Raw genomic sequence first — 25,452 nt, 5'->3', positions numbered from 1 at the left:
CGTCAGACCAGGCGGGCCGTCTTGAGGGCCATGTGGAGCAGCAGCCGGTCCTCGCCCTCGTCCAGGTCGAGACCCGTCAACTGCTCCACCCTGCCCAACCGGTAGTACAAGGTCTGCCGGTGGATGCCGAGGGCGGCCGCCGCCCGGCCCGCCTGGCCCGCGCAGTCCAGGAACACCTCGGCGGTGCGGGCCAACTCCCGGTGGGCCGGGCCGAGCAGGGTCCGGGTCGCCGGATCGTCGACGGGGGCCGTCGCCAGCGCGGCCAGCATCCGGTACGGGCCGATCGCCGACCACCGCGCCACCGTGCCGAGCGCGGGTCGGGCGGTCGCCGCGCGGGCCGCCGCCCACGCCTGCTGCCAGGCGTCGGCGAGCCCCGCCGGCCCGCGCCGCGGCTCGGCGATCCCGGCCGTCACCCGCCCGGCAGGCGCGGGGACCGCGGACCCGGTTGCGACGGGCGGGGCCGGCGGCCGGGCCGTACCCGGGGCGGCGTCCCGGGGCAGGAGCCGGGCCGCCACCGTCTCGGCCGGGGTGAGGACATCCGCCGAACGGAGCCTGACCAGCAGGGCCAGCCCGCGCTCGGGCCCGGCGCCGGGCGACCCCGGGCAGGGTGCCACGCACACCGCCGCCGCGCCCGGCACCGAGCCCGGCGCCTCCCCGGCCCAGGGGGTCAGGCAGACCACGGCGTGCAGGCCGTCGCCGTCCGGGCCCAGGGCGGTGCGCAGCGCGGACTCCGCCATGTCCCGCTCCCAACCCCGACCGGCGGTGAGCGCGGCGCGGAACTCCCGCGAGAGATCCGCCCCCGCCCTGGCCTCCTGCGCGAGGAGGACCCCGATCCGTTCGGCGACCTCCATGGCGGAGGCCAGCGCCGCCGGGCCGGGTCCCGCGCCGGACCCGGGTTCCGGGTCCAGCAGCCACACGTAGCCCTGCACGATGCCCCGGTAACGAACGGGGAGACAGATCCGGCCCCGCAGGACCCCGGCGTCCGGGGCCGCGGGGATGCGTACCGGTCCGGTGGCGCGGGCGATGCCGAACGCCTCGAACCAGGCGCGGACCGCCGCCGTCGACTGCCGGGTGAGGATCGACCGGGTCCGTACCGGGTCCATGGCGAGGTCGTCATCGCTGTCGTGCGCGCCGAAGGCGATGAGGCGGAAGTCCCGGTTCTCCAGCGTCGCCGGGGCGCCGACCAACGCCGAGATCTCGTCCACCAAGTCCTGGTAATCGCCCTTCACCCGCACATTCTCCCACCCGCGCGCCCCGTCGTCAGACATATGTATGAGATAGCCGCCACGGATGCGTGACAGCTGTCGATGGCAGAGGATCGTGGAGATCCTTAGGTTTCACGGTGGTTTTACTTGCGTTTTTCCTACGTCCTCCGCCCATCCGGCGACGGATCGTATGTCCGCTTCTGCCACCCGTTGGAGGTGCCCCGTGCTGGGTCCCGCGATCCTCGCCGCGTCGCGCAGCGACAAGATGCGCCGAATCGTCTCTGCCGCTCCCGTGACCAAGCCCGTGGTGAACCGGTTCATCCCCGGTGAGACGGTCGACCAGGTCATCCCGATCGTCCGGGACCTCACGCGCAAGGGCCTCGAAGTCACCCTCGACGTCGTCGGCGAGGACATCACCACCGTGGAGCAGTCCCACGCCGCGCGGGACGCCTACCTGGAGCTGATCGAGCGCCTCGCCGCCCTGGGTCTGGGCGACAAGGCCGAGATGTCGGTCAAGCTGTCCATGTTCGGCCAGGCGCTGGAGGGCGGCCACGAGCTGGCCCTCGCCAACGTCCGCCCCGTCGTCGAGGCCGCCGCCGCGATCGGCACCACCGTCACCCTGGACGCCGAGGACCACACCACCCTCGACTCGATGTTCGCCATCCACGAGGAACTGCGCCGGGACTTCCCGCAGACCGGCTGCGTCATCCAGGCGTACCTCTTCCGCACCGAGGCCGACGCCCGCCGGCTGGCCGCCGCCGGCAGCCGCGTGCGGATCGTGAAGGGCGCCTACAAGGAGCCCGCCGAGGTCGCCTACCAGGACAAGGCCGAGATCGACAAGGCGTACGTCCGGATCATGAAGATCCTGATGGAGGGCGAGGGATACCCGATGATCGGTTCCCACGACCCGCGGCTGATCGCCATCGCACAGGAGCTCGCGCGGGCGGCCGGGCGCAAACTGGACGAGTACGAGTTCCAGATGCTGTACGGCATCCGCGGCGAAGAGCACCTGCGGCTGGCCGCCGAGGGTCACCGGATGCGCGTCTACACCGCCTACGGGACGGACTGGTACGGCTACTTCATGCGCCGCCTGGCGGAGAAGCCGGCCAACCTCCTCTTCTTCCTCCGCTCGATGATCACCAAGAACTAGGTCCAGAACTAGCTCAAGGAGTTACCAGCCCCATGGATGCTGTGACCCAGGTCCCCGCGCCGGTCAACGAGCCGGTCCACTCGTACGCCCCCGGCAGCCCGGAGCGCGCACGTCTCGAAATCCAGCTCAAGCAGCTGTCCGAGAACCCGATCGACCTTCCGATGACCATCAACGGCGTCAAGCGGATGGGCGGCGGCGAGCGCTTCGACGTGGTGCAGCCGCACGACCACAAGTCGGTGCTCGGTACCTACGCCAACGCCACCGAGGACGATGCCCGCGAGGCCGTCGACGCCGCCCTGGCCGCCGCCCCGGCCTGGCGCGCCATGTCCTTCGACGACCGCGCCGCGATCATCCTGCGCGCCGCCGACCTGCTGGCCGGCCCCTGGCGGGAGAAGCTGGCCGCCTCCACCATGCTCGGCCAGTCGAAGACCGCCCAGCAGGCCGAGATCGACACCCCCTGCGAGCTCGTCGACTTCTGGCGCTTCAACGTCCACTTCGCCCGCCAGATCATCGCGGAGCAGCCGGGCGCGAACAGCGCCGGCGTGTGGAACCGCAGCGACCACCGGCCGCTCGAAGGCTTCGTCTACGCGATCACCCCCTTCAACTTCACGGCCATCGCCGGCAACCTGCCGACCGCCCCGGCCCTGATGGGCAACGTGGTGGTGTGGAAGCCGTCCCCGACGCAGACGCACTCCGCGGTCCTGCTGATGGAGCTCCTGGAGGCGGCCGGTCTGCCCAAGGGCGTCATCAACCTGGTGACGGGCGACGGCATCGCCGTCTCCGAGGTGGCCCTGAACCACCCCGAGCTGGCCGGCATCCACTTCACCGGCTCGACCAAGACCTTCCAGTACCTGTGGAAGACGGTCGGCAACAACATCGAGAAGTACCGGTCCTACCCGCGTCTGGTCGGCGAGACCGGCGGCAAGGACTTCGTCGTCGCGCACCCGTCCGCGGACCGCGACATCCTCAAGACCGCCCTGACCCGCGGCTCCTTCGAGTTCCAGGGCCAGAAGTGCTCGGCGTCCTCCCGCGCCTACATCCCGGCGTCGATCTGGAACGACGGCTTCAAGGAGGCGTTCGCGGCCGAGGTCGACGGCATCACCATGGGTGACGTCCGCGACCTGACCAACTTCATCGGCGCCGTCATCGACGAGCGTTCGTTCGCCAAGAACAAGGCCGCGATCGACCGCGCCAAGGCCGACCCGACCTGCACGATCGTCGCGGGCGGCACCTACGACGACTCGGAGGGCTACTTCGTCCGCCCGACCGTCATCGCGTGCACGGACCCGGAGAACGAGGTCTTCACGACCGAGTACTTCGGCCCGATCCTGGCCGTCCACGTCTACGAGGACGAGCGGTTCGACGCGATGCTGGAGCAGATGGAGTCGGTGTCGGCATACGCCCTGACCGGCTCCGTCATCGCCCAGGACCGCTACGCGGTGGCCGACGCGATGGCCAAGCTCCGCTTCGCGGCGGGCAACTTCTACATCAACGACAAGTCGACCGGCGCCGTCGTCGGCCAGCAGCCCTTCGGCGGCGGCCGTGCCTCGGGTACGAACGACAAGGCGGGCGCGGCGTCGAACCTGATGCGCTGGACCTCGACCCGCTCCATCAAGGAGACGCTGGTCCCGCCGACGGACTACACGTACCCCCACATGGGCTGACCCGCTCCACGGGGCGGCCCCCTTCACGGGGTGCCCGCCCCCGCTGAACCCCGCCCCCGTTCCGGTACCCCCAAGCCCGGAGCGGGGGCGGTCTCCATCCCACGCACGGCCTCGGGACGTCACGGCACCAGGACGACCTTGCCGAGGTTGCGCCGGTCCTCGATCAGCGCGTGCGCCCGGGCCGCCTCGGCCAGCGGGATCTCCTCGTGCACGGACGCGCGCAGGGCGCCGGCGTCCCGCATCTCCCACACCTCGCGCAGCCGACGGGCGTAGAGCGCGGGCTTGCCGAAGGCGAGCATCCGCATCTGGAAGCCGATCACCGACGCGCCGCGGACCAGCAGCTCGTACGCCTCCACCGTGCCGCCGCCGGAGCCGTAGGCGACCAGCCGGCCACCGGGCGCGAGGGCGCGTACGGCGGGGGAGAGCAACTCGCCGCCGACACCGTCGAGCACGATGTCGTACGGGTCTCCCCAGGCGGTGTCCCCGTACAGGACGACGTCGTCGGCGCCGAGGGCGCGCACGAAGTCCGCCTTCGCGGGATCGCCGACGGCGGCGACGACGCGCCCGGCGCCCCGGGCCTTGGCGTACTGGAGCGCGAGGCCCCCGACGGCGCCGGCCGCCGCCGTCACCAGGACCGACCCGCCGGGTTCGGGGCTCGCCGCCTCGTACGCCCCGCCCGCCACCACGCCGCTGCGCACCAGGGCGACCGCCTCGACCGCGCTCGCGTCGTCGGGGACGCGGGAGGCGAGGGCGGCGGGTACCACGGCGAACTCCGCGTAGGCGTCGGTGAAGCAGAGCCCGGTCACCCGGTCGCCGACGGCGAACCCGGCGACGTCGGGGCCCAGGGCCTGCACGGCGCCGGCGACCTCGCCGCCCAGCGGCATCGGCTCGCTGCCCTCGCGGACCTTCCGGACGGTGGGCAGGGTGACGCCGATCGCCTCCACGCGGACCAGCAGCTCGCCGGCGGCGGGGCGGGGGAGGACCGACTCCTCGCAGAACAACACCTCAGGGCCGCCGTTGACCTCATACCGAACGCGCCGCACGGGACCTCCTCGATCCGATTCATTGGGTTCCCCAACGATAACGAAAGTCGTGGGGATGTCCAACGGTTTTCGGATAGGCTGGGACCATGACCTCAGCGCTCGCCCACATCCAGGCCCTGCCGAGCTGGCTCGCCGGCCGCGTGGCGGCGCGCGGGCGTGCCCTGGTCGCCGAGGCGCTCGCCGCCGAGGGGCTCAAGCTCGCCCACTACGCGGTCCTGGCGGCGACGGACGAGTACGGCCCGCTGGCCCAGGCCGACTTGGGCCGCCGACTGGCCATCGACCCCAAGGACCTGGTCGGTCTGCTCAACCACCTCCAGGACTCCGACCTCGTCCTGCGCACCCCGGACCCCGTCGACCGCCGCAAGAACGCCGTCCGCCTCACCCCCGCGGGCGCCGACACCCTGGCCCGCTGCGGAGCCCTCGCACAGGCGGCCAACGCGGAGTTCCTCGCCCCCCTGGAACCGGCGGAACGCCGCACCCTGCTGGCCCTGCTGACCCGCATCCACGAGGCCGCCCCGTAGGAACCGCGGACCGGGCTCGGGGCGCCGCCGGTCGAGGCGGGCGGTCAGACCTCGACCAGGACCTGGTCCAGGGACTTGCGGAGGAGGTCGGGGACCTCGCAGTCGTCCGAGGGGTAGCCCACCGGGACGACGGCGAACGCCTTCTCGTTCTCGGGGCGGTTCAGGACGTGGCTCAGGAAGCGCATCGGGCTCGGTGTGTGGACGAGCGCGGCCAGACCGCTGAGGTGGAGCGCGGACAGCAGCATGCCGACCGCGATGCCGACCGACTCGTCGACGTAGTAGTGCTTGCGCTTCGTGCCGTCCGGGCCGAGCCAGTAGCGCTGTTGGAAGACCACGATCAGGGCGGGCGCGTCGGTCAGGTGGGTCTTGACGGCGTCCGTGCCGATCGGGCGCAGCGCGGCGAGCCACTCGTCGCCGAGGCGGCCGTCGTAGGAGATCTGCTCCTCCTGCTCCGCCGCGGCACGAATCTGTTGCCGGATGTCAGGGTCCCTGACCAGGACGAAGGTCCACGGCTGCTGGTGCGCGCCGGAGGGGGCGGTGGCCGCGCAGGCGATGGCGTCCCGCACGACCTGCTCGGGTACCGGGTCGGTGGAGAAGTGGCGCACGGTCCGCCGCTCGTCCATCCTCGCCCGCAACTCGGCGGCGCGCGCCAGGGATTCACCGCTCGGCATGCGCGCCGGGCGGTAGGCGACGGGCCGGTAGGGCTGGCCGTGGGTGGGGGTCCAGTGCTGGGTCTCAGGCGACATGCGCAGATCTTCACGCCGAGGGCCGGTCGCCGCCAGGGTCCTGGTGCCACCCGCTGTCCGATGTGTACGGACAGGGCGGGTTTGTGTCGGGCGCACGTCGGCCGATTCCCGCGGATGCCCCCGGTGGGACGGGTGTTGCGGCGGGTGCCCGGTGGGGGCACCGGCGCGGCCCGTGGCCCGGACGGCCGCGCCCGCCCGGCTCGCCGTGCGCGACTGGACCACCGGCCGCGCCCGGGGCGCGTCCTCGTGGACGACCTGCGCGGGACCGGGGGGTCCGCGGTGGACCACGCCCCCCGCCCGGCCGGCCCCCGACGGCGCCCGTCGGGCGATCACCGATCGCGCGGCGGCCCCGACCGGTACCGCGGCCTCCGCGCGTTTCCGGCCTTTCCCGGCGTCCCCCGGCGCCTTGGTACCGTCGCCGGGTGACCCACCGGGGCCGGCCCTACGTCCTCGGGACGCTCTCGGCGTCGCCGGCCGGGGCGGCCCTCTACGCGGGTCGGGGCCGGCGCCCACTCCCCGGTCCGATCGGCGTCCTGGGGCCTGCCGGACCCGAGCGGCTCCCCGAGGAGGAGGGCGCCGGGGCGGTGGGCCTTTCCGGTCACGCCACCCGCACTACGAGCCCGAGATGCTCGGCGTGCCCGTTTCGATGTGGCCCGTGTAGCGGCGCGACCAGGTGCCGTCGCAGTCCGCCAGGATCGTGAAGTCGTACCAGCCGTTGTTGTACGCGACGGCGTTGAAGTAGTCCTCGCGGGAGGAGTTCGCCGGGACGGTGTACGTCCACGGGCCGTCGGTGCGGTAGGCGTTCGAGCGGATCGTGAAGGTGACCGGCGCGGCCGAGGTGTTGGTCATCTTGAAGTAGAGCGCCGTCTTGCCCGTGCCCGGCTCCACGGCGTAGCGGGCCGCGACCTCGACCGACTTCCCCGCCTTCGACGCGTCACCGATGAAACGCCGCAGGAAGCGGTTGGGGCCGTACATGGAGATGTCGTACTTGCCGGAGCCGCTGCCCAGCCCGATGTTGAAGTAGTCCGTCGCGGTTGAGCCGGCGTCGACCGTGTACTGCCAGGCGGCCGTGTCCCGGTACTGGTGCGGGTGGATCGAGAAGTGCGCCGCCCGCTTGGCCTGCGCGCCCTGGTTCGTCATCGAGAACCAGGCCAGGATCTTGCCCGCCGCCCCGAACTCGAAGCGGTCGAGGTTGCCGTTCACCTGGTACGGAAGGGCCCGCGCGGGGCGGGTTCCGGCCTCCTGCGCCGGGAGGGCGTTGTCCTGCGGAGCCGGGTTGGGCAGCGGGCCGCAGGTCGACTGCCCGATGACCTTCGCCGTCGAGGGGAGCCCGGCGGGGACGCCGTAGACGGGGCGGGCGAAGTCGAAGACGCCGGTCAGGTCACCCGTCACCCTGCGGCGCCACGCGCTGATGTTGGGACAGGTCGCCGGGGTGCCCAGGGCCGAGGTCCACGTCTCCATGAAGCGCAGGACGGAGGTGTGGTCGAAGACCTCGGAGCTGACCCAGCCGCCCCGGGTCCACGGGGACATCACGATCATCGGCACCCGGAAGCCGAGGCCGATCGGGGTGTCGTCGATGTACTCCCCGGGGGTGCCGGGCGGCGCGACCGGCGGCGCGACGTGGTCGAAGAAGCCGTCGTTCTCGTCGTAGTTGAGGAAGAGGACCGTGGAGTCGAAGACTTCCGGGTTCGCGGCGAGCGCCCGGTAGACCAGGTCGACGAAGTGCGCGCCGTCGCCGGGAGGCGCGTAGGGGTGTTCCGAGAACGCCTCGCTCGCCACGACCCAGGACACCTGGGGGAGGGTGCCGGCGATCACGTCGGCGCGGATGGCGGCGGCGATGTCGTCCGGGGTGGAGCCGGTGACCTTGGGCACCGAACCCATGCCCCGGTCCCACAGCGGGTTGCCGGGGGCGGCGTCCGTGAACTTCTTGAAGTAGGCCAGGCCGTTGTCGCCGTAGTTGTCCTGGGCGTTCTGGTACACCTTCCAGCTCATCCCGGCCCGCTGGAGGGCCTCGGCGTACGTCTCCCAGGTCAGCCCGGACTCGTCGCCGCCGTCCTTGCTGCCCGCGTCGACCTTGCCGCTCCACAGGAACGTGCGGTTGGGGCCGGTCGCGCTGAGGGTGGAGCAGAAGTAGGCGTCGCAGATCGTGTAGTTGTCGGCGAGCCCGTAGTGGAACGGGATGTCGCCCCGGTCGAGGTAGCCGAGGGTGCGGGTGTTGCCGACGCCGGTGACCCAGTTGTCCATCCGGCCCTTGTTCCAGGCGGCGTGCTGCGAGGACCAACTGTGCGGGAGGTCGCCGTCGCACTGGGCGAGGGTCTCGCCGTCCACGCCGCCGGCGGCCGGGGTGGCGCTCAGCTTCCACGGGTACTGGCGCCCGCCCCAGTTGTACTGGTTGAACGTGCCCCAGCCGCCCGGGATGTTGCCCGCCGCGCGGTCGCCGAAGCCGCGGACACCCTTCAGCCGGCCGAAGTAGTGGTCGAAGCTGCGGTTCTCCTGCATGAGGACGACCACGTGTTTCACATCGGCGATGGTGCCGGTCGCGGCGGCCGCGGCGGCCGTCGTCGGTGTGACCGCGGGCAGGGCGGCCCCCGCCACCAGCCCGGCGCCGATACCCACGAAACCTCTGCGGCTGATCGGTGTCACTGGCTACTCCCCTCCAACTCAAGTGCCTCGTCGGCACATTGACCGAAAGAGTGGCGGGCGCCGGGTCAAAGGTCTACATCCGTGCGGTAAGAAGTCGGTGAACTTCCGGGTGGCCGGAATCAGGCGTCGAGACGAACGAGCATCTTGCCCAGATTGTCCCCGCGCAACATGCCCAGGAAGGCGTCCACCGTGTGCTCGAATCCCTGCACAACGGTGGTATCCGTACCGATCCGCCCACTGCGCAGGTGCGGGACCAGGAACTCCTCCAGCTCGTCCTGGAGATTGGTGTGATGGCGAACCAATACCCCTTCCAGCCGCAGGGACTTGTGCACGACCTCGAACAGGTTGCGGGGCGCGGCGGGGGAGCGGTCGCCGTTGTACATCGAGATCGCGCCGACCCAGGCGATCCGCCCGAACTCGCGCAGCACGTCGATCGCGCCCGCCAGGTGGTCCCCGCCGACGTTGTCCACGTACACGTCGATACCGCCCGGCGCCGCCTGTGCCAACTGCTCGCCGACCGGCCCGTCGTGGTAGTCGAAGGCGGCGTCGAAGCCCAGCTCGCCGGTCAGGTGGGCGACCTTGGCCGCCGAGCCCGCGCTGCCGATGATCCGGCGGGCGCCGAGCAGTCGGGCCATGTGCCCGGTCGCCGTGCCCACCCCGCCGGCGGCGGCGGAGACGAAGAGGTCCTCGCCCTCGCGCAGGGCCGCCGTCCGGGTGAGGGCGGCGTACGCGGTCAGGCCGGTGCCGCCGAGGATCGAGAGGTACGCCTCCAGGGGGACGCCCGCGTGGTTCCGCAGCGTGCGGGTGCCGTCCGCGCCCGAGGTGACCAGCGCGTGGGTGCGCCAGCCCCGCCGGTGGAAGACGAGGTCGCCCTCGGCCAGGCCGGGGTCACGGGAGGCGATCACCCGGCCGACCGCGCGCCCCTCCAACGGGGTGTGCAGCTCGAAGCCGCCCTCGCCGCCGTCCATCAACCCGCGGTGGTACGGGTCCACGGAGAGCAGGAGGTTGTGGACCAAGGCGGTCCCGGGAGCGGGCGAGGGGACCGGGGTGCGCACCTGGGCGAAGTCGGCGGCGGTGGGGAAGCCGGTGGGGCGGGCGATCTGGTGGACGGCGTAGCCGCTCTGCGTGGTCATGGCAGTGACCGTAGGAAGGAATCCCGGACCCGGTCAGGGGGTTGGGCTCATGGAAGCCGCACACCCATGAATCCCGCTCATAGAACGAGGTGAGAGCACGCGTGGCCGAGCTCGCTCCGCAGGAACTGCGCATCCTGGTCGCCGTCGCCGAGAGCGGCGGCTTCTCCGCCGCCGGCGCCGCGCTCGGCATCGGCCAGTCGGCCGTCTCGCACGCCGTGCGCGGCACGGAGACCAAGATCGGCGCGGTGCTCTTCGACCGCGGGCGCGCCGGGGCGACGCCCACCCCGGCGGGCGAGCGGGCCGTCGCCCTGGCCCGCCGCATCCTGCGCCTCTACGAGGTCATGGGCGCCGAAGCCCGGTCCGCCGGCCGGTCCCCGGCCGAGGCGGTGGAAGGGGTGCTGCGCGTCGCGGCGTTCCGCAGCGCGGCCCTGCACCTGCTGCCGGCCGCCCTGGAGCGCCTCACCGCCCGCCACCCGGGGCTGCGCCCCGAGGTCCGGGTGGTGCGCGAACTCGGCGCCGGCACCGCCGGGGAGGTCCTGGCCGGCCGGGCCGACCTGGGCATCGCCACCCTCGGCGGCCCGGCGGGCCTGCCGGCCGGCCTGCTCGGCGGGGTCATCACCGAGGAGGCGTACGCACTGGTCCACCCGGTGGGACACCCGGACCCCAGGGCGCTGCCCCTGCTGGACTGGGACGAGAATTGCGGCTCCTACACCCGGGCCTGGTGGCAGGCGCAGGACTGGATCCCGCGGGCCACCGTCAAGGCGGAGGACGACGGCATGGTGCTGACCATGGTCGGTCGGGGGCTCGGGATGGCGATCCTGCCCGAGCTGTCCCTGCGGGAGGCGGGGGAAACCGTCGAGATCGCCGATCTGGGGCCCGGGAGGCCGGTGAGGCAGGTGGGGTACGTCACCACACCGGAATCGGCGTCCACTCTCGCCGTAAGGGCTCTGATCAGGGAACTTCGCTCCGAGGCAGGTTGAAAAAGGAACCGCACCGGGGTCACGGGGGCGCTCCGTTCGAGTCATTCCCGTCTCAGATACTAGGAAGTCCGAGTAATTGCGGAGACAGACAGCGGGACCTGCCCTAGCTTTGTAGGAGCCGAACGTCTCGCCGATCCGGCGAATGGCGGTCGAGAGCGCGCGCCCCTTGGCAGGCAATCCCTGCGGCGCACCGCTCCCCGCCTCTTCCGGCGCCTTGAAGGAACCCCTCATCCGTGGCCCCGCCACGCCGTGATCTCAAGGAGTCGATCACCATGACCACCACCACCGCGACCCGCCGCGTCCGTCACTCCTCCACCGCCGACGCCGACCGCAAGAACGCGGCCGCCGCCCTCCAGCGGGCGCTGGACCGCCGCGACAACGGCGGCTCCACGGGCCACTGAGCCACCCGGAGGCACCCGGACGCCCCTGCCCTCCCAGCCCCGCCCGGGCCGCGACCCCGGACGCGAGCCGGCACGTTTCCCCGTTCACGCACGTCCACATGGTGGACGGAAGATGTCTGAGGGCTGGGACAGGGGGTACGGTTCCGACATGTCGACCAGCATCAATCTCGCAGTGATCCCCGGTGATGGCATCGGCCAGGAAGTCGTGGCTCAGGGCCTCAAGGTCCTTACCGCGGTCCTGCCCCAGGATGTGAAGCTGGAGACCAAGGAATACGACCTCGGCGCCCAGCGCTGGCACCGCACCGGTGAGACTCTACCGGACGCGGAGCTCGAATCCCTCAAGCACCACGACGCGATCCTGCTGGGCGCCATCGGCGACCCCTCCGTACCCTCGGGCGTCCTGGAGCGCGGTCTGCTGCTGAAGCTCCGCTTCGCCTTCGACCACTTCATCAACCTGCGCCCCTCGAAGCTCTTCCCCAACACGGCCACGCCGCTGGCCGGCCGTCCGGAGATCGACTTCGTGGTGGTCCGCGAGGGCACCGAGGGTCCGTACACCGGCAACGGCGGCAGCCTGCGTACGGGGACCCGGGCCGAGGTGGCCACCGAGGTCAGCGTCAACACCGCGTACGGTGTGGAGCGCGTCGTCCGTGACGCGTACGAGCGGGCCGACGCCCGCCCCCGCAAGAAGCTGACGCTGGTCCACAAGAACAACGTCCTCGTGTACGCGGGCCACCTGTGGAAGAACATCTTCGACGCGGTCGGCCGGGAGTACCCCGAAGTCACCACCGACTACCTGCACGTCGACGCCGCGACGATCTTCTTCGTCACGCAGCCCGAGCGCTTCGACGTCATCGTCACGGACAACCTCTTCGGTGACATCCTCACCGACCTGGCCGCGGCCGTGACCGGCGGAATCGGCCTGGCCGCCTCCGGGAACATCAACCCGACCGGCGCCTTCCCGTCCATGTTCGAGCCCGTCCACGGCTCGGCCCCGGACATCGCCGGCACCGGCAAGGCCGACCCGACCGCGACGATCCTCTCGGTCGCCCTCCTGCTGCGCCACCTGGGCTACGAGGCCCAGGCGGTCCGCATCGAGGAAGCGGTCTCCGCCGACCTCGCCGAGCGGGACGGGACCTTCCGCTCCACCGACGCGATCGGCGAAGCCCTCGCCGCGCGCGTAGCCGGCTGACCCGGCAGAGCTCCACACCCAGGAAGCCGCCGGGTCGCGAACACCGCACCCGGCGGCTTCTCCTGCGCGGCCCCGGGTGCCACCATCTCCCCTGGGCCGCATCACCCCGTTTCTCCGAGACCACCTCGCGCGCGATAATCGAACGCGAGGCCGCGGAATACGGGGAAGCTCGGACGTCCTGGTAGGCGTGAGCGCGGTCCGCCATACACAACCGGTGAAGGACAAGCACTCATGACGACGCCCACCATCGAGCTGAAGCCCTCCTCGAACCCCCTGTCCGACGCGGAGCGCGAGGCGATCCTGGCCAGCCCCGGGTTCGGCCGCCACTTCACCGATCACATGGTGACGATCAAGTGGACCGAGGGTCGCGGCTGGCACGACGCCGAGCTGGTCCCGTACGCGCCGTTGTCGATCGACCCGGCGAACATGACCCTGCACTACGCGCAGACCATCTTCGAGGGACTCAAGGCGTACCGGCAGCCCGATGGCACCGTCGCCACGTTCCGCCCCGAGGCCAACGCCGAGCGCTTCCGGACCTCCGCGCGCCGCATGGCGATGCCCGAGCTCCCCGCCGACCTGTTCATCGCCGCCTGTGACGCGCTGATCGCACAGGACCGCGCCTGGGTGCCGGATTCCGGCGAGGCGTCGCTGTACCTGCGGCCGTTCATGTTCGCGTCCGAGGTCGGTCTCGGTGTCCGCCCGGCCAACGAGTTCCTGTTCATGGTCATCGCCTCGCCGGCCGGCGCGTACTTCCCCGGTGGTGTCAAGCCCGTCTCCGTGTGGCTCTCGGAGGAGTACGTCCGCGCCGTCAAGGGCGGTACGGGCGCGGCCAAGACCGGCGGCAACTACGCGGCCTCCCTCGTGGCCCAGGCCCAGGCGGCCTCGCACGGCTGTGACCAGGTCGTGTGGCTCGACGCCGTCGAGCACCGCTGGATCGAGGAAATGGGCGGCATGAACCTGTACTTCGTGTACGGCGACCGCATCGTCACCCCCGAGCTCACCGGTTCGCTCCTCCCGGGCATCACCCGTGACTCCCTCCTCACCATCGCCCGCGACCTCGGCTACACCGCCGAGGAGGGTCGGATCAGCACCGAGGACTGGAAGCGCGACAACGAGAACGGCACCCTGACCGAGGTCTTCGCCTGCGGCACCGCCGCCGTGATCACCCCGGTCGGCTCGGTCAAGTCGGAGCGCGCCAACTGGACGCAGGGCACCGGCGAGCCCGGCGAGGTCACCATGAGGCTCCGCAAGGCGCTGCTGGACCTCCAGACCGGCCACACCGCCGACACCCACGGCTGGATGCACCCGCTCGGCTAGCGCGCGTCCGCCACGACGAGGTCCCGGCCGGGAGGCCGGGGCCTCGTCGTGCGTTCGGGGTCCGCTTCCGCCGACGGCGCGTGGGCCCGTGCGGGCGGGCCTCCGCGTCCCACCCGAACGGCTCATCCCGATCCCGTCCACGGCGAAGCGCTTCGGGAACGCCGCGGCCTCGCGGGCCGTTGGCCGCCGGGCGGTGCGGCCCCGGCGGTGGCCTCGTGCGGGTGCGGGACGCGCCCGTACGCGGATGCGGCGGGCATACCGACGTGCGACTTTGATCGCGCCGCCGGTTAGGCGCCGGACACCGGCCCGGGCGGCCCGGTACGCCCCCCACCGGGGTGGACCCCTCGTGCGCCGGCGCGGCTCGCGCCGGCGGAAAGGCGGATCCCATGAAGCGGTTCGTTGTCTCCGGCCTGCTCTGCGCGGCCGTGGCGCTGGGCGGCGCGGCCTGCTCCAGCAATGACGAGACCCCGCAGGAAAAGGCATCGAAGGCCGGAGCCGAGCTGTGTACCAACCTGAACCAGCTGAAGTCGGACAATGCCGCCCTCAAGGCGCTGAACCCGGCCACGGCCACGAAGGACCAGATGCAGAAGGCCTACGGCGCCGTGCAGACGGATTGGAAGAACGTCAAGGAGAACACCCAGACCATGAAGTCGGCCGAGCGGGACGCCGTCCAGTCGGCCGCGGAGAACCTCAAGAAGGCCTACGAGGGCCTGCCGGGCGACACCACGGGCAGGGACGCCCTGATCCAGCTCCAGCCGCAGATCCAGCAGCTCGACACCGCGACCACCCAGGCGGCCACCGACCACAACTGCCGGGCCGGCTGACGGGCACGGCGGGACGGGTCGCCGGCGACGGCGACGACCGACGGTGCGGGCCCCGGGGAGCGGAATCCCCGGGGCCCGCACCATATGCCGACTCGGTCGGCGTCGGTCGGTGTCAGTCGGCGGCGACCGCGACCCCGACGGCAGCCGGCACGGCCGTCTCGTCGAGTCCGGCCGGCTCGGACGCGCCGGCGGTCCGGAACGTCAGGGCCAGGTACGCCAGGCCGCCCGCCAGGCCGGAGAGGACGAAGGAGCAGTCCACCCCGCCGGTCAGGGCCAGCAGCGGGCCCTCGTAGAACGGGGTGGTCACGGCGAGCAGGCCGACGCCCGCGCCGATCGCCCAGGCGGCGGTGGCCTGGACGTTCCAGCCCGCCCGGTACCAGTAGATCCCGCCCACCGAGCGGCGGTTGAAGACCTGGAGCGCGTCGGCGTCGTACTGCCCGCGGCAGCGGACGTAGCCGATCAGGGTGATGACGGCCCACGGGGTGCCGATCGCGGTCAGCAGCAGGACGAACGAGGTCATCGCGGACTGGACGTCCCACTCGAACGAGCCGAAGAAGACGAACGCGGTGGCGACGGCGGCGGCGATCACGGTGGCCTTGGTCCGGGTGGCCTTGGGCACGATCGCGTCCAGGTCCAGGCCCATGGAGTAGAGCATCAGCCCGGCGTTGCCCACCGAACCGGCGGCGGCCGCCGCGAGCAGCGGGACCAGGTACCAGAAGGGCGCGGCCGCGACGAGCGGCCCGGCGTAGTCGGCGCCGGCCTTGGCGGCGAGCGCGGTGTACGTGCCGAAGAGCTGCGGGATCAGGAGGCCGATCGCGAGCCCCAGACAGGTGCCCCAGAAGACCTTGCGGGAGCTGTGTCGGGTCGGGGAGATGTAACGGGTGTAGTCGCCGAGCAGGGTGATGAAGGCGACGGGACCGCTCAGACCGGCCGCGACGGCGGCCAGCAGCCAGGTCGGCCAGAACGAGCCGAGCAGGTACGAGGTTCCGGCCGGCGCGGCGGTGGTGAAGTCGGGCGCGTAGGCGTAGAGGCCGATGGCCAGCAGGATCACCATGCCGATGGAGAGCACCTTGCTCATGCGCAGCAGCAGCCGGTAGCCGAAGACGGCTCCGACGACGGTGAAGGCGGCCAGTACGCCGTACATGACCGCGTGCGTGACGCCGGTGTCCGGGAGTCCCACCAGCCGCGCCAGGGTGCCGACCATCACGTCGCCACCGATCCACAGGGTCAGGGCGGTGTAGCCGAGGGCGAGCAGCAGGCCCACGACCGAGCCGACGAGCCGACCGCGGACGCCGAACTGGGCGCCGCTGGAGGTGGAGAGGTTGGTGGCCGTCCGCAGGGAGACCAGCGCCAGCGGCGCGGTGAAGGCGATGCCGACGAGGGTGCCGGTCACGATGGCCGTGAGCGAGGGCCACAGACCCAGTCCGAAGGACGGGGGCAGCCAGCCGAACACGATCACGCCGAGGCAGAGATTGGAGCCGAGCAGGATCGATATCAGGTCACGGGGACCGCTCGTCCGCTCCTCCTCCGGGATCGTGTCGACTCCGCGCTGTTCGATGGGCATGGGGGAGCTCCCTTGGCAGGGCGGGGGTGAGTGCGCTGTGCTTGGTGCGCTTGTTTGAGCGACATTCAATGTGACCTAAGTGCTGGTCCCAGGTCAATGCTTCATTGCAGGGAAATGAAGAGTTAGAGTGATGCTCTAACCCATCGACTCAAAAGGTGGTGGATCGGCGTGCGGCTGACCCCTACGGAGCGCGACCGCCTGCTGCTGCGCGGCGCGGCGGAACTGGCCAGGGCCCGGCGGGCCCGGGGCCTCAAGCTCAACGTCCCGGAGGCCACCGCGCTCATCGCGGACACGGTCTGCGAGGCGGCCCGCGACGGCAAGCGGCTCGCCGAGGCCATCGAGGAGGCCCGCGGCGTGCTGGGCCCCGACGACGTACTGCCCGGCGTGTCCGACGTGGTCACCGAGGTGCACGTCGAGGCCGTCTTCGACGACGGGTCCCGGCTCGCGGTCGTCTCTTCGCCGATCCGCGGCGCCGTGGGTCTGGGCGATGACGCGCCCGGCGCGGTCGTGCCCGGCCCGGGCGCGCCCCAGCCCGAGCCCGTGGTCCACCTGCGGGTGCGCAACACGGCCTCCGTGCCGGTGAGCGTCACCTCCCACTTCCACTTCTTCGAGGCCAACCCGCGTCTGGACTTCGACCGCGCCGCCGCGTACGGCATGCGGCTGTGCGTGCTCGCGGGCTCCTCCGTACGGTTCGACCCGCACGGCGAGGCCGAGGTCGGGCTGGTCCCGATCGGCGGCGAGCGCGTGGCCATCGGCTTCGCCGGGCTGGTCGACGGACCGCTGGACGCCCCCGGAGCCAAGGAGGAGGCCCTGCGCCGCGCCGCCGCGTGCGGCTACCTGGGCACCGGTGGCCCCCAGGACGGGACCGCGGACGCCCCCACGCACGAGGCCACGGACGGAGACCAGGCGTGAGCAAGCAGACCAAGCACAGCGACCACTGCGCACCGGGCGCGAGCCGGCACATCGACCCGCACGAGTACGCCGCCGTCTTCGGTCCCCGCGCCGGCGACCGGGTCCGACTCGGCGACTCGGGCCTGACCGTCCGCGTCGAGCACGACGCGCAGAAGCCGGGCGACGAGTTCCTGGCCGGCTTCGGCAAGACCGCCCGCGACGGCCTGCACCTGAAGGCCGCCGCCGTCCGCGAGACCTGTGACGTCGTGATCAGCAACGTGCTGGTCATCGACGCCGTCCTCGGCATCCGCAAGGTCTCCATCGGTATCCGCGAGGGCCGCATCCACGCGATCGGCCGGGCCGGCAACCCCGACACCCTCGACGGCGTGGACGTGGTCGTGGGCACCGGCACCTCGATCGTCTCCGGCGAGGGCCTCATCGCCACCGCCGGCGCCGTGGACACCCATGTCCACCTGCTCTCGCCGCGGATCATGGAGGCGTCGCTCGCCGCCGGTGTCACCACCGTCATCGGCCAGGAGTTCGGCCCGGTCTGGGGCGTGGGCGTGAACTCCCCCTGGGCGCTGAAGCACGCCTTCAACGCCTTCGACGCCTGGCCCGTGAACATCGGCTTCCTCGCCCGCGGCTCCTCCTCGGACGCCGCGCCCCTGGTGGAGGCCCTGGCCGAGGGCGGCGCCAGCGGGTTCAAGGTCCACGAGGACATGGGCGCGCACACCCGCGCCCTGGACACCGCGCTGCGGGTGGCCGAGGAGCACGACGTACAGGTCGCCCTGCACAGCGACGGCCTCAACGAATGCCTCTCCGTCGAGGACACCCTGCGCGTCCTGGACGGCCGCACCATCCACGCCTTCCACATCGAGGGCTGCGGCGGCGGTCACGTCCCCAACGTGCTCAAGATGGCCGGCGTGCCGAACGTCATCGGCTCCTCCACCAACCCGACCCTGCCCTTCGGCCGGGACGCGGTCGCCGAGCACTACGGCATGATCGTCTCCGTCCACGACCTCAAGCCGGACCTGCCGGGCGACGCGGCGATGGCCCGCGACCGCATCCGCGCCGGGACGATGGGCGCCGAAGACGTCCTGCACGACCTGGGCGCCATCGGCATCACCTCCTCCGACGCCCAGGGCATGGGCCGCGCCGGCGAGACCATCCGGCGCACCTTCGCCATGGCCGCCAAGATGAAGGGCGAACTGGGCCCGCTGGCCGGCGACGGCGAGGGCGACGACAACGCCCGCGTCCTGCGCTACATGGCCAAGCTGACCATCAACCCCGCCATCGCCCACGGCCTGGCACACGAGATCGGCTCCATCGAGGTCGGCAAGCTCGCCGACATCGTGCTGTGGCGCCCGCAGTTCTTCGGCGCCAAGCCGCAGCTCGTCCTGAAGTCCGGCTTCCCGGCGTACGGGGTCACCGGCGACCCCAACGCCGCCACCGACACCTGCGAACCACTCGTCCTCGGACCGCAGTTCGGCGCGTACGGGGCCACCGCCGCCGACATCTCCGTCGCGTTCGTCTCCGCCGCGGCCGCCGCCCTCGGCTCTGACCAGATGCCCACGCGCAGGCGCCGGGTGGCCGTCCGCGGCACGCGCGACATCGGTCCCGCCGACCTCCTCCTCAACTCCCGGGTGGGCGCGGTCGATGTGGACCCGCGCAGCGGTCTCGTCACCCTCGACGGTGACCCGCTGCGCTCCGAAGCCGCCGATTCGGTCTCCCTCAACCGCCTGTACTTCCTGTAACAGACAGCCGTAAGGACCCCTCCATGACCAAGCCCGCCGCCGACGGATTCCGGATGCCTGCCGAGTGGACGCCCCACGAGCGCACCTGGATGGCCTGGCCCAGCCCCAACCCCACCTTCACCAACGAGCAGGAACTCGCCGAGGCCCGCGAGGCGTGGGGCGCCGTCGCCCGCGCCGTGCGCGCCTACGAGCCCGTGACGCTCGTCGTCGCGCCCGGTGACGCGGAGAACGCCCGCGCGATCGTGGGCGAGGACGTCGAGCTGGTGGAGCGGGAGCTCGACGACGCCTGGATGCGCGACATCGGCCCCACCTTCGTCACCAACGACGCGGGCGAGCTGGCCGCCGTCGACTGGACGTTCAACGGCTGGGGCGCGCAGGAGTGGGCCCGCTGGGACCACGACGAGAAGATCGCCCGACACGTCTCGGACCTGGTCGGCACCCGGACGTACAGCACCCCGCTGGTCAACGAGGGCGGCGCCATCCACGTCGACGGCGAGGGCACTGTGCTCCTCACCGACACCGTGCAGCTCGGCGAGGGCCGCAACCCCGACTGGACCCGCCGGCAGGTCGAGGAGGAGATCCACGCCCACCTCGGCACCACCAAGGCGATCTGGCTGCCGTACGGGCTGGCCGGCGACTACGGCACCTACGGCACCCAGGGCCACGTGGACATCGTCGCCGCCTTCGCGCGCCCCGGCGTGGTCATGGTCCACAGCCAGCCCGACCCGGCCCACCCGGACCACGAGCGCTGCAAGGCCATCGCGGCCCTCCTGCGCGCCTCCACCGACGCCCGCGGCCGGCTCCTGGAGGTCGTCGAGATCCCGGCACCGACCGTGCTGGAGGAGGACGGCGAATGGGTCGACTACTCGTACATCAACCACTACCTGTGCAACGACGGCGTCGTCCTGTGCTCCTTCGACGACCCCCGCGACGAGGAGGCGGCGGAAATCTTCCGCGGTCTGTTCCCCGGGCGGACCGTGACCCTCGTCGACGCACGTACGATTTTCGCCGGGGGTGGCGGTATCCACTGCATCACCCAGCAGCAGCCGAAGGTCTGATCCCCAGGACGGACCCGATGTGAGGAGAGGCCCATGGTGGCGGGTGGAGTACGACCGGCGCGGAAGAACGCCCCGCCGCGCGAGGACGTACTCGTCGCCGCCATGGCCACGATCGCCGAACGCGGCCTCGACGGTCTGACCATGGCCGGCCTGGGCCGCCAGGTCGGCATGAGCAGCGGCCATCTCCTCTACTACTTCGGCAGCAAGGACGAACTGCTGCTGCGGACACTGGAATGGAGCGAGGCCGCGCTCGGCACCGAACGGCGGGCCCTGCTCGCCCGCAGCGGCACGGCGCGCGAACGGCTGGCCGCCTACGTGGACCTCTACGTCCCCGACGGCGCCCGGGACCCGCACTGGACCCTGTGGCTGGAGGTCTGGAACCGGTCGCAGAACGCCGGGCCGCGCGAACGCGAGCGGCAGGCCGCCATCGAGGGCGCCTGGCACCGCGACCTGGTGGCGCTGCTCGCCGAGGGCATCTCGCGCGGGGAGTTCCGACCGGTGGACGCCGACCGCTTCGCGGCCCGGATGCGGGCCCTGCTCGACGGGTTCAGCATCCAGGTCGCCGTCGGCCTGCCCGGGATAGGGCGCGCCGACATCCTCGACCACGTGCGGGAGTTCGTGGACGAGACGCTGGCGGCGCCGCGGGCCTGATCCCGCGGCCCCGGCCCGCCGGCGCCGCGAGCCGCTCGCATCGTGAGACGTCGGTCCGCGCGCGTGGACCCCTGTGACACACTGCGGACGTGCCTGCTCAGCTCATGATTATCGACAGCAGCGCGCCGGTCCGCAGTGGCCGCTGAGCCGTGGAACAACCACGGGAACGCGGCCGCCGTGCCCCAGACCCGCGCGCAGACCTCTCGCACCCGCGAGAGGTTTTTTCGTTTCCCGGCCCATTCCTGCCGGGGCCCGGCAGCGCGCGATGATGGGGGCAGTGGATCCCCGGTCTCCGGAACCACTCATCCGACAGGAGTCAGACCAGCATGACGACGACAGAGGCTACGGAGCCGACCGGGCCGCGCACGGGCCCCGCGGACGGCTTCCACGTCTTCGACACCACCCTGCGCGACGGTGCCCAGCGTGAGGGCATCAACCTCACCGTCGCGGACAAGCTGACGATCGCCCGGCACCTGGACGACTTCGGGGTGGGGTTCATCGAGGGCGGCTGGCCCGGCGCCAACCCCCGCGACACCGAGTTCTTCGCCCGCGCCCGCGCCGAGATCGACTTCAAGCACGCGCAGCTCGTCGCCTTCGGCGCCACCCGCCGGGCCGGCGGCTCCGCCGCCGCGGACCCCCAGGTCCGCGCCCTGCTGGAGTCCGGCGCGCCCGTGATCACCCTGGTCGCGAAGTCCCACGACCGGCACGTCGAACTCGCGCTGCGCACCACCTTGGACGAGAACCTGGAGATGGTCCGCGACACCGTCTCCCACCTGGTCGCCGAAGGCCGCCGGGTGTTCGTCGACTGCGAGCACTTCTTCGACGGCTACCGCGCCAACCCCGAGTACGCGAAGTCCGTCGTGCGGACCGCGTACGAGGCCGGCGCGGACGTCGTCATCCTGTGCGACACCAACGGCGGCATGCTGCCCGCCCAGATCACCGCCACCGTCGCCACCGTCCTGGCCGACACCGGTGCCCGCCTCGGCATCCACGCCCAGGACGACACCGGCTGCGCCGTGGCCAACACGCTGGCCGCCGTCGACGCGGGCGCCACCCACGTCCAGTGCACCGCGAACGGTTACGGCGAGCGCGTCGGCAACGCCAACCTGTTCCCCGTCGTCGCCGCGCTGGAGATCAAGTACGGGCGCCGGGTGCTGCCCGACGGCGCGCTCGCCGAGATGACCCGGATCTCGCACGCCATCGCCGAGGTCGTCAACCTGACGCCGTCCACGCACCAGCCGTACGTGGGCGTCTCCGCCTTCGCGCACAAGGCGGGCCTGCACGCCTCCGCCATCAAGGTCGACCCCGACCTCTACCAGCACATCGACCCCGAGCGGGTCGGCAACACCATGCGGATGCTGGTCTCCGACATGGCCGGCCGCGCCTCCATCGAGCTCAAGGGCAAGGAGCTCGGCGTCGACCTCGGCGGAGACCGCGCGCTGATCTCCCGGGTCGTGGAGCGGGTCAAGGAGCGCGAGCTCCAGGGCTACACGTACGAGGCCGCCGACGCCTCCTTCGAGCTGCTGCTGCGCGCCGAGGCGGAGGGTCGGGCCCGCAAGTACTTCCGGGTCGAGTCCTGGCGGGCGATCGTCGAGGACCGTCCCGACGGCACCCACGCCAACGAGGCCACGGTCAAGCTGTGGGCCAAGGGCGAGCGGATCGTGGCGACGGCCGAGGGCAACGGCCCCGTCAACGCGCTCGACCGCGCGCTGCGGGTGGCGCTGGAGCGGTTCTACCCGCAGCTGGCCAAGTTCGAGCTGGTGGACTACAAGGTCCGCATCCTGGAGGGCAAGCACGGCACGGAGTCCACGACCCGGGTGCTGGTCTCCACGACGGACGGCGCCCGCGAATGGTCCACGGTCGGCGTCGCCCCGAACGTGATCGCGGCTTCCTGGCAGGCCCTGGAGGACGCCTTCACCTACGGTCTGCTGCGCGCGGGGGTCGAACCGGCCGAGTAGGCGCGTCGCCCCGGCGGCCCCGGGCACGCCCGGTGTCCCGTTCACCCGTGCGGGGGGCGGTTCGGGTAGCGTCGTAGACATGAAGACCAGGCTTATGTGCGCATTGTCCGGTCTGTTGCTGGGGCTGTTCGCGTTCGCCCTCGTGGGCGCACCGCAGGCGTCCGCCGACACCGGGACCGCGGCCGTCGCGCGGGCCCTCAAGCAGGGCCCCGTCTACGTCGACCCCCGCACCGCGGACCAACTGCCGAAGGCGCAGGCGGACGCGCTGGCCCGGAAGATCGAGAAGGCCGGGAAGCCGGTCTTCGTCGCGGTCCTCCCGGCCACCGCCGAATTCCCGCCGCAGGGGCTGCTGAGCGCCGTCCGCGCCCAGACGGGCATCACGGGGCTGTACGCGATCCGCCTCGGCACCGGCTTCGACGCCGGGGCCGACGCCTCCGTCATGCCGCGGGTCGCCGTACGCAACCTCACCGACGCGGTGAAGGCGGGCGGGCCGGTCGACGCGGCCACCGAACTGAACAACTTCGTGGACCAGGCCCTCACCCAGACCAAGGGCAGGGCGCCGGCCTCCTGGGGTGACACGGGAGCCGACCAGGGCGCCCCGGTCGGCGGTCTGGTCACGCTCGGCGCGGTCGCCGTGCTCGGCGGCGCCGGCGCCTACGCGCTGGTCCGGCGCAACCGCAAGAAGAAGGAAGAGACACGGCGCGAGGCGATCGCCCGGCTCGCCGTGGTCGTGGACGAAGACATCACCGCGTTCGGCGAGGAACTAGACCGGCTCGACTTCCGACCCGGTGAACCCGGTGCCGACGACGCGATGCGCGCGGACTTCGGGCAGGCCCTGGACTCGTACGAGAAGGCCAAGCAGATCATGGCCCAAGTCCGGTACCCGGAGGAGGTGCAGGGCGTCACCCAGGCACTGGAGGACGGCCGCTACGCCTTGGCCCGCCTCGACGCGCGCCGGCAGGGGCGGCCGGTACCGGAGCGGCGGGCGCCCTGTTTCTTCGACCCGCGCCACGGTCCGAGCACGGAGGACGCCACCTGGGCCCCGGCGGGCGGAGCGGCCCGGACCGTCCCCGTCTGCACGGCGGACGCCGTGCGGCTGCGCGACGGCCTGGACCCGGCGGTGCGCACGGTCGACACCGACTACGGGCGGCGGCCCTACTACGACGCGGGCCCGGCCTACGGCCCCTGGGCGGGCGGCTACTTCGGCGGTGGCATCCTGCCCGGTCTGCTGGTGGGCACGATGCTCGGTTCGATGATGTCGGGACCCGCGTACGCCTCCGACTTCGGGGGAGTGGGCGGCGGGTTCGACGGCGGTGACGTGTCGGGCGCCGACTTCAACCCGGCGGACTTCGGCGGCGGGTTCGACGGCGGCGGGGGTGGGTTCGACGGCGGCGGCGGTGGCTTCGACGGCGGGGGCGGCTTCTGAGCCGGCCGCCCCCGGTGGCGCCGCGGCCGGCTCAGGCCTGCTTCACGGCCGAGATGTCGAAGGTCAGCTTCACCTTGTCGCTGACCATCACGCCGCCGGCCTCCAGTGCGGCGTTCCAGGTCAGGCCCCAGTCGGAGCGCAGGATCTGGGCGGAGCCCTCGAAGCCGACGCGCTGGTTGCCGTAGACGTCGGTGGCGGAGCCGTTGAACTCCAGGTCGATGGAGAGCGGGCGGGTGACGTCCTTGATCGTCAGGTCGCCCGTGATGCGGTACGTGTCCCCGCCGAGGGCGGCCGCGCCGGTGGAGCGGAAGCTCATCAGCGGGAAGGTCTCGGCGTCGAAGAAGTCGGCGCCGCGCAGGTGGGCGTCGCGGTCGGCGATGCCGGTGTCCACGGAGGCGGTCTTCACGTCGATGGAGGCCGTCGAGCGGGACGGGTCGGAGCCGTCCAGGTGCAGGAAACCCTCATGGTCGGTGAAGGCGCCGCGGACGTTGGTGACCATGGCGTGCCGGACGGTGAAGCCGATGCTGCTGTGCGCGGGGTCGATGGCGTAGTCACCGGTGAGGGCGGCGAGCGCGGGGTCCACGTCCAGGGTGGTGACGGCCGCGGTGCCGGTGACGTCCTGGTCGCTGGTGCGGCGGGTGAAGATGCCCATGATCACTCCTCGGTAGTCGGGGTCGAAGCTTTGTTTAAGTTTCAACGACAATGACGCTAGACCTATTCCGTTCAAATTTCAACCTCTTCGCGTCCGCTGGGGTGATTTGTAGGATCTCCATAACGGGCGGCTGCTCCACCTGGTGGAGTTCGCGCATCGTCCGGCGGTTCTGTCCGGGCCGGACAGCGGATCGCGTCGGAGACTGTGCGGAACCAACGGAGGGTTTTCGCCCCGTCACTTCGTAAGGTCGGTACATGACCGTTGTGGACCAGACTCCGAGCGAGCCGACGGACGCCCACGGGCGCGTGGCCGAACTGCATTCCCTGCGCGAGCAGGCGCGGCGCGGCCCCAGTGACCGGGCGACCGAGGCGCAGCACGCCAAGGGCAAGCTGACCGCGCGTGAGCGCATCGCGCTGCTGCTCGACGAGGGTTCCTTCAAGGAGGTCGAGCAGCTGCGCCGGCATCGGGCGAGCGGGTTCGGTCTGGAGGGCAAGAGGCCGTACACCGACGGTGTGATCACCGGTTGGGGCACGGTCGAGGGCCGTACGGTCTTCGTGTACGCGCACGACTTCCGGATCTTCGGCGGCGCGTTGGGCGAGGCCCACGCGACGAAGATCCACAAGATCATGGACATGGCCATCGCGGCCGGTGCCCCGCTGGTCTCGCTGAACGACGGCGCGGG

The 25,452-nt window shown here is 71.9% G+C and carries 22 protein-coding genes; 15 read left to right on the top strand and 7 right to left on the bottom strand.

Annotated elements, in window-relative coordinates; translation table 11 throughout:
* Positions 1–2 precede the first annotated feature (2 nt).
* Positions 3–1,229, bottom strand: a complete 1,227-nt coding sequence (locus ACFVXJ_RS18660; RefSeq protein WP_389663237.1) for a PucR family transcriptional regulator — start codon at positions 1,227–1,229, stop codon at positions 3–5.
* A 199-nt stretch (positions 1,230–1,428) separates the two neighbouring features.
* Here ACFVXJ_RS18660 and ACFVXJ_RS18655 point away from each other — a divergent pair, with 199 nt between their 5' ends.
* On the top strand, positions 1,429–2,355 hold the full coding sequence (locus tag ACFVXJ_RS18655) for a proline dehydrogenase family protein (protein WP_389662910.1): 927 nt from the start codon (positions 1,429–1,431) through the stop codon (positions 2,353–2,355).
* Between the two features lie 32 nt (positions 2,356–2,387).
* Positions 2,388–4,019 carry an L-glutamate gamma-semialdehyde dehydrogenase gene (gene pruA, locus ACFVXJ_RS18650; RefSeq protein ID WP_389662908.1) on the top strand — a complete coding sequence of 544 codons (1,632 nt, stop codon included), beginning with the start codon at positions 2,388–2,390 and terminating at the stop codon, positions 4,017–4,019.
* Positions 4,020–4,138: 119 nt separating this feature from the next.
* On the opposite strand, the gene ACFVXJ_RS18645 is transcribed toward pruA, so the two are convergent.
* Positions 4,139–5,062, bottom strand: a complete 924-nt coding sequence (locus ACFVXJ_RS18645; protein WP_389662906.1) for a zinc-binding alcohol dehydrogenase family protein — start codon at positions 5,060–5,062, stop codon at positions 4,139–4,141.
* A gap of 86 nt (positions 5,063–5,148) precedes the next feature.
* On the opposite strand from ACFVXJ_RS18645, the gene ACFVXJ_RS18640 reads away from it, so the two are divergent.
* Positions 5,149–5,583, top strand: coding sequence for a MarR family winged helix-turn-helix transcriptional regulator (locus tag ACFVXJ_RS18640; RefSeq protein WP_389662904.1), 435 nt, complete (start codon positions 5,149–5,151; stop codon positions 5,581–5,583).
* 44 nt (positions 5,584–5,627) lie between these two features.
* Here the strand turns inward: ACFVXJ_RS18640 and ACFVXJ_RS18635 are convergent, their stop codons facing one another.
* The 3 genes from ACFVXJ_RS18635 to ACFVXJ_RS18625 all read right to left on the bottom strand — a co-directional run bounded on the left by ACFVXJ_RS18635 (position 5,628) and on the right by ACFVXJ_RS18625 (position 10,105).
* Positions 5,628–6,329: a nitroreductase family protein gene (locus ACFVXJ_RS18635; RefSeq protein ID WP_389662902.1), complete on the bottom strand. Its 702-nt coding sequence runs from the start codon at positions 6,327–6,329 to the stop codon at positions 5,628–5,630.
* A gap of 612 nt (positions 6,330–6,941) precedes the next feature.
* Complete coding sequence (locus tag ACFVXJ_RS18630; protein WP_389662900.1) at positions 6,942–8,972, bottom strand: phosphocholine-specific phospholipase C; 2,031 nt, start codon at positions 8,970–8,972, stop codon at positions 6,942–6,944.
* A gap of 119 nt (positions 8,973–9,091) precedes the next feature.
* On the bottom strand, positions 9,092–10,105 hold the full coding sequence (locus ACFVXJ_RS18625) for an NADP-dependent oxidoreductase (RefSeq protein WP_389662899.1): 1,014 nt from the start codon (positions 10,103–10,105) through the stop codon (positions 9,092–9,094).
* A gap of 101 nt (positions 10,106–10,206) precedes the next feature.
* Here ACFVXJ_RS18625 and ACFVXJ_RS18620 point away from each other — a divergent pair, with 101 nt between their 5' ends.
* From ACFVXJ_RS18620 to ACFVXJ_RS18600, 5 genes are all read left to right on the top strand, one after another.
* Positions 10,207–11,085, top strand: a complete 879-nt coding sequence (locus tag ACFVXJ_RS18620; protein WP_389662898.1) for a LysR family transcriptional regulator — start codon at positions 10,207–10,209, stop codon at positions 11,083–11,085.
* A gap of 272 nt (positions 11,086–11,357) precedes the next feature.
* Complete coding sequence (locus ACFVXJ_RS18615) at positions 11,358–11,486, top strand: hypothetical protein (protein ID WP_361309037.1); 129 nt, start codon at positions 11,358–11,360, stop codon at positions 11,484–11,486.
* Between the two features lie 148 nt (positions 11,487–11,634).
* On the top strand, positions 11,635–12,675 hold the full coding sequence (locus tag ACFVXJ_RS18610; RefSeq protein ID WP_389662896.1) for a 3-isopropylmalate dehydrogenase: 1,041 nt from the start codon (positions 11,635–11,637) through the stop codon (positions 12,673–12,675).
* A gap of 231 nt (positions 12,676–12,906) precedes the next feature.
* On the top strand, positions 12,907–13,992 hold the full coding sequence (locus ACFVXJ_RS18605; RefSeq protein ID WP_389662894.1) for a branched-chain amino acid aminotransferase: 1,086 nt from the start codon (positions 12,907–12,909) through the stop codon (positions 13,990–13,992).
* Positions 13,993–14,378: 386 nt separating this feature from the next.
* On the top strand, positions 14,379–14,816 hold the full coding sequence (locus ACFVXJ_RS18600; RefSeq protein WP_389662892.1) for a hypothetical protein: 438 nt from the start codon (positions 14,379–14,381) through the stop codon (positions 14,814–14,816).
* A gap of 112 nt (positions 14,817–14,928) precedes the next feature.
* On the opposite strand, the gene ACFVXJ_RS18595 is transcribed toward ACFVXJ_RS18600, so the two are convergent.
* On the bottom strand, positions 14,929–16,380 hold the full coding sequence (locus tag ACFVXJ_RS18595) for a cytosine permease (RefSeq protein ID WP_389662890.1): 1,452 nt from the start codon (positions 16,378–16,380) through the stop codon (positions 14,929–14,931).
* 168 nt (positions 16,381–16,548) lie between these two features.
* Here ACFVXJ_RS18595 and ureA point away from each other — a divergent pair, with 168 nt between their 5' ends.
* The 6 genes from ureA to ACFVXJ_RS18565 all read left to right on the top strand — a co-directional run bounded on the left by ureA (position 16,549) and on the right by ACFVXJ_RS18565 (position 24,118).
* Positions 16,549–17,292 carry an urease subunit gamma gene (gene ureA, locus ACFVXJ_RS18590; RefSeq protein WP_389662888.1) on the top strand — a complete coding sequence of 248 codons (744 nt, stop codon included), beginning with the start codon at positions 16,549–16,551 and terminating at the stop codon, positions 17,290–17,292.
* A complete protein-coding gene (locus tag ACFVXJ_RS18585) occupies positions 17,289–19,025 on the top strand; it encodes an urease subunit alpha (protein WP_389662886.1) in 1,737 nt (578 codons plus the stop codon). Before ureA ends, ACFVXJ_RS18585 begins: the two co-directional genes overlap by 4 nt.
* 23 nt (positions 19,026–19,048) lie before the next feature.
* A complete protein-coding gene (locus ACFVXJ_RS18580; protein WP_389662885.1) occupies positions 19,049–20,083 on the top strand; it encodes an agmatine/peptidylarginine deiminase in 1,035 nt (344 codons plus the stop codon).
* 33 nt (positions 20,084–20,116) lie between these two features.
* The gene (locus ACFVXJ_RS18575; protein ID WP_361309022.1) at positions 20,117–20,734 is read left to right on the top strand and encodes a TetR/AcrR family transcriptional regulator; all 618 of its coding nucleotides are present in this window, start codon (positions 20,117–20,119) and stop codon (positions 20,732–20,734) included.
* A 326-nt stretch (positions 20,735–21,060) separates the two neighbouring features.
* Positions 21,061–22,692, top strand: coding sequence for a citramalate synthase (gene cimA / locus ACFVXJ_RS18570; protein ID WP_389662883.1), 1,632 nt, complete (start codon positions 21,061–21,063; stop codon positions 22,690–22,692).
* A gap of 79 nt (positions 22,693–22,771) precedes the next feature.
* On the top strand, positions 22,772–24,118 hold the full coding sequence (locus tag ACFVXJ_RS18565) for a hypothetical protein (protein ID WP_389662882.1): 1,347 nt from the start codon (positions 22,772–22,774) through the stop codon (positions 24,116–24,118).
* A gap of 31 nt (positions 24,119–24,149) precedes the next feature.
* Here the strand turns inward: ACFVXJ_RS18565 and ACFVXJ_RS18560 are convergent, their stop codons facing one another.
* On the bottom strand, positions 24,150–24,770 hold the full coding sequence (locus ACFVXJ_RS18560; RefSeq protein WP_389662881.1) for a YceI family protein: 621 nt from the start codon (positions 24,768–24,770) through the stop codon (positions 24,150–24,152).
* Between the two features lie 254 nt (positions 24,771–25,024).
* Here ACFVXJ_RS18560 and ACFVXJ_RS18555 point away from each other — a divergent pair.
* Positions 25,025–25,452 (top strand): carboxyl transferase domain-containing protein (locus ACFVXJ_RS18555; protein ID WP_389662879.1); only part of this gene is annotated, 428 nt, incomplete at its 3' end.

Source organism: Streptomyces sp. NPDC058279 (assembly GCF_042881255.1).
GTDB lineage: Bacteria > Actinomycetota > Actinomycetes > Streptomycetales > Streptomycetaceae > Streptomyces.
The sequence above is the reverse complement of the archived record's forward strand: the minus strand, read 5'-3'. Positions and strand labels throughout refer to the sequence as shown.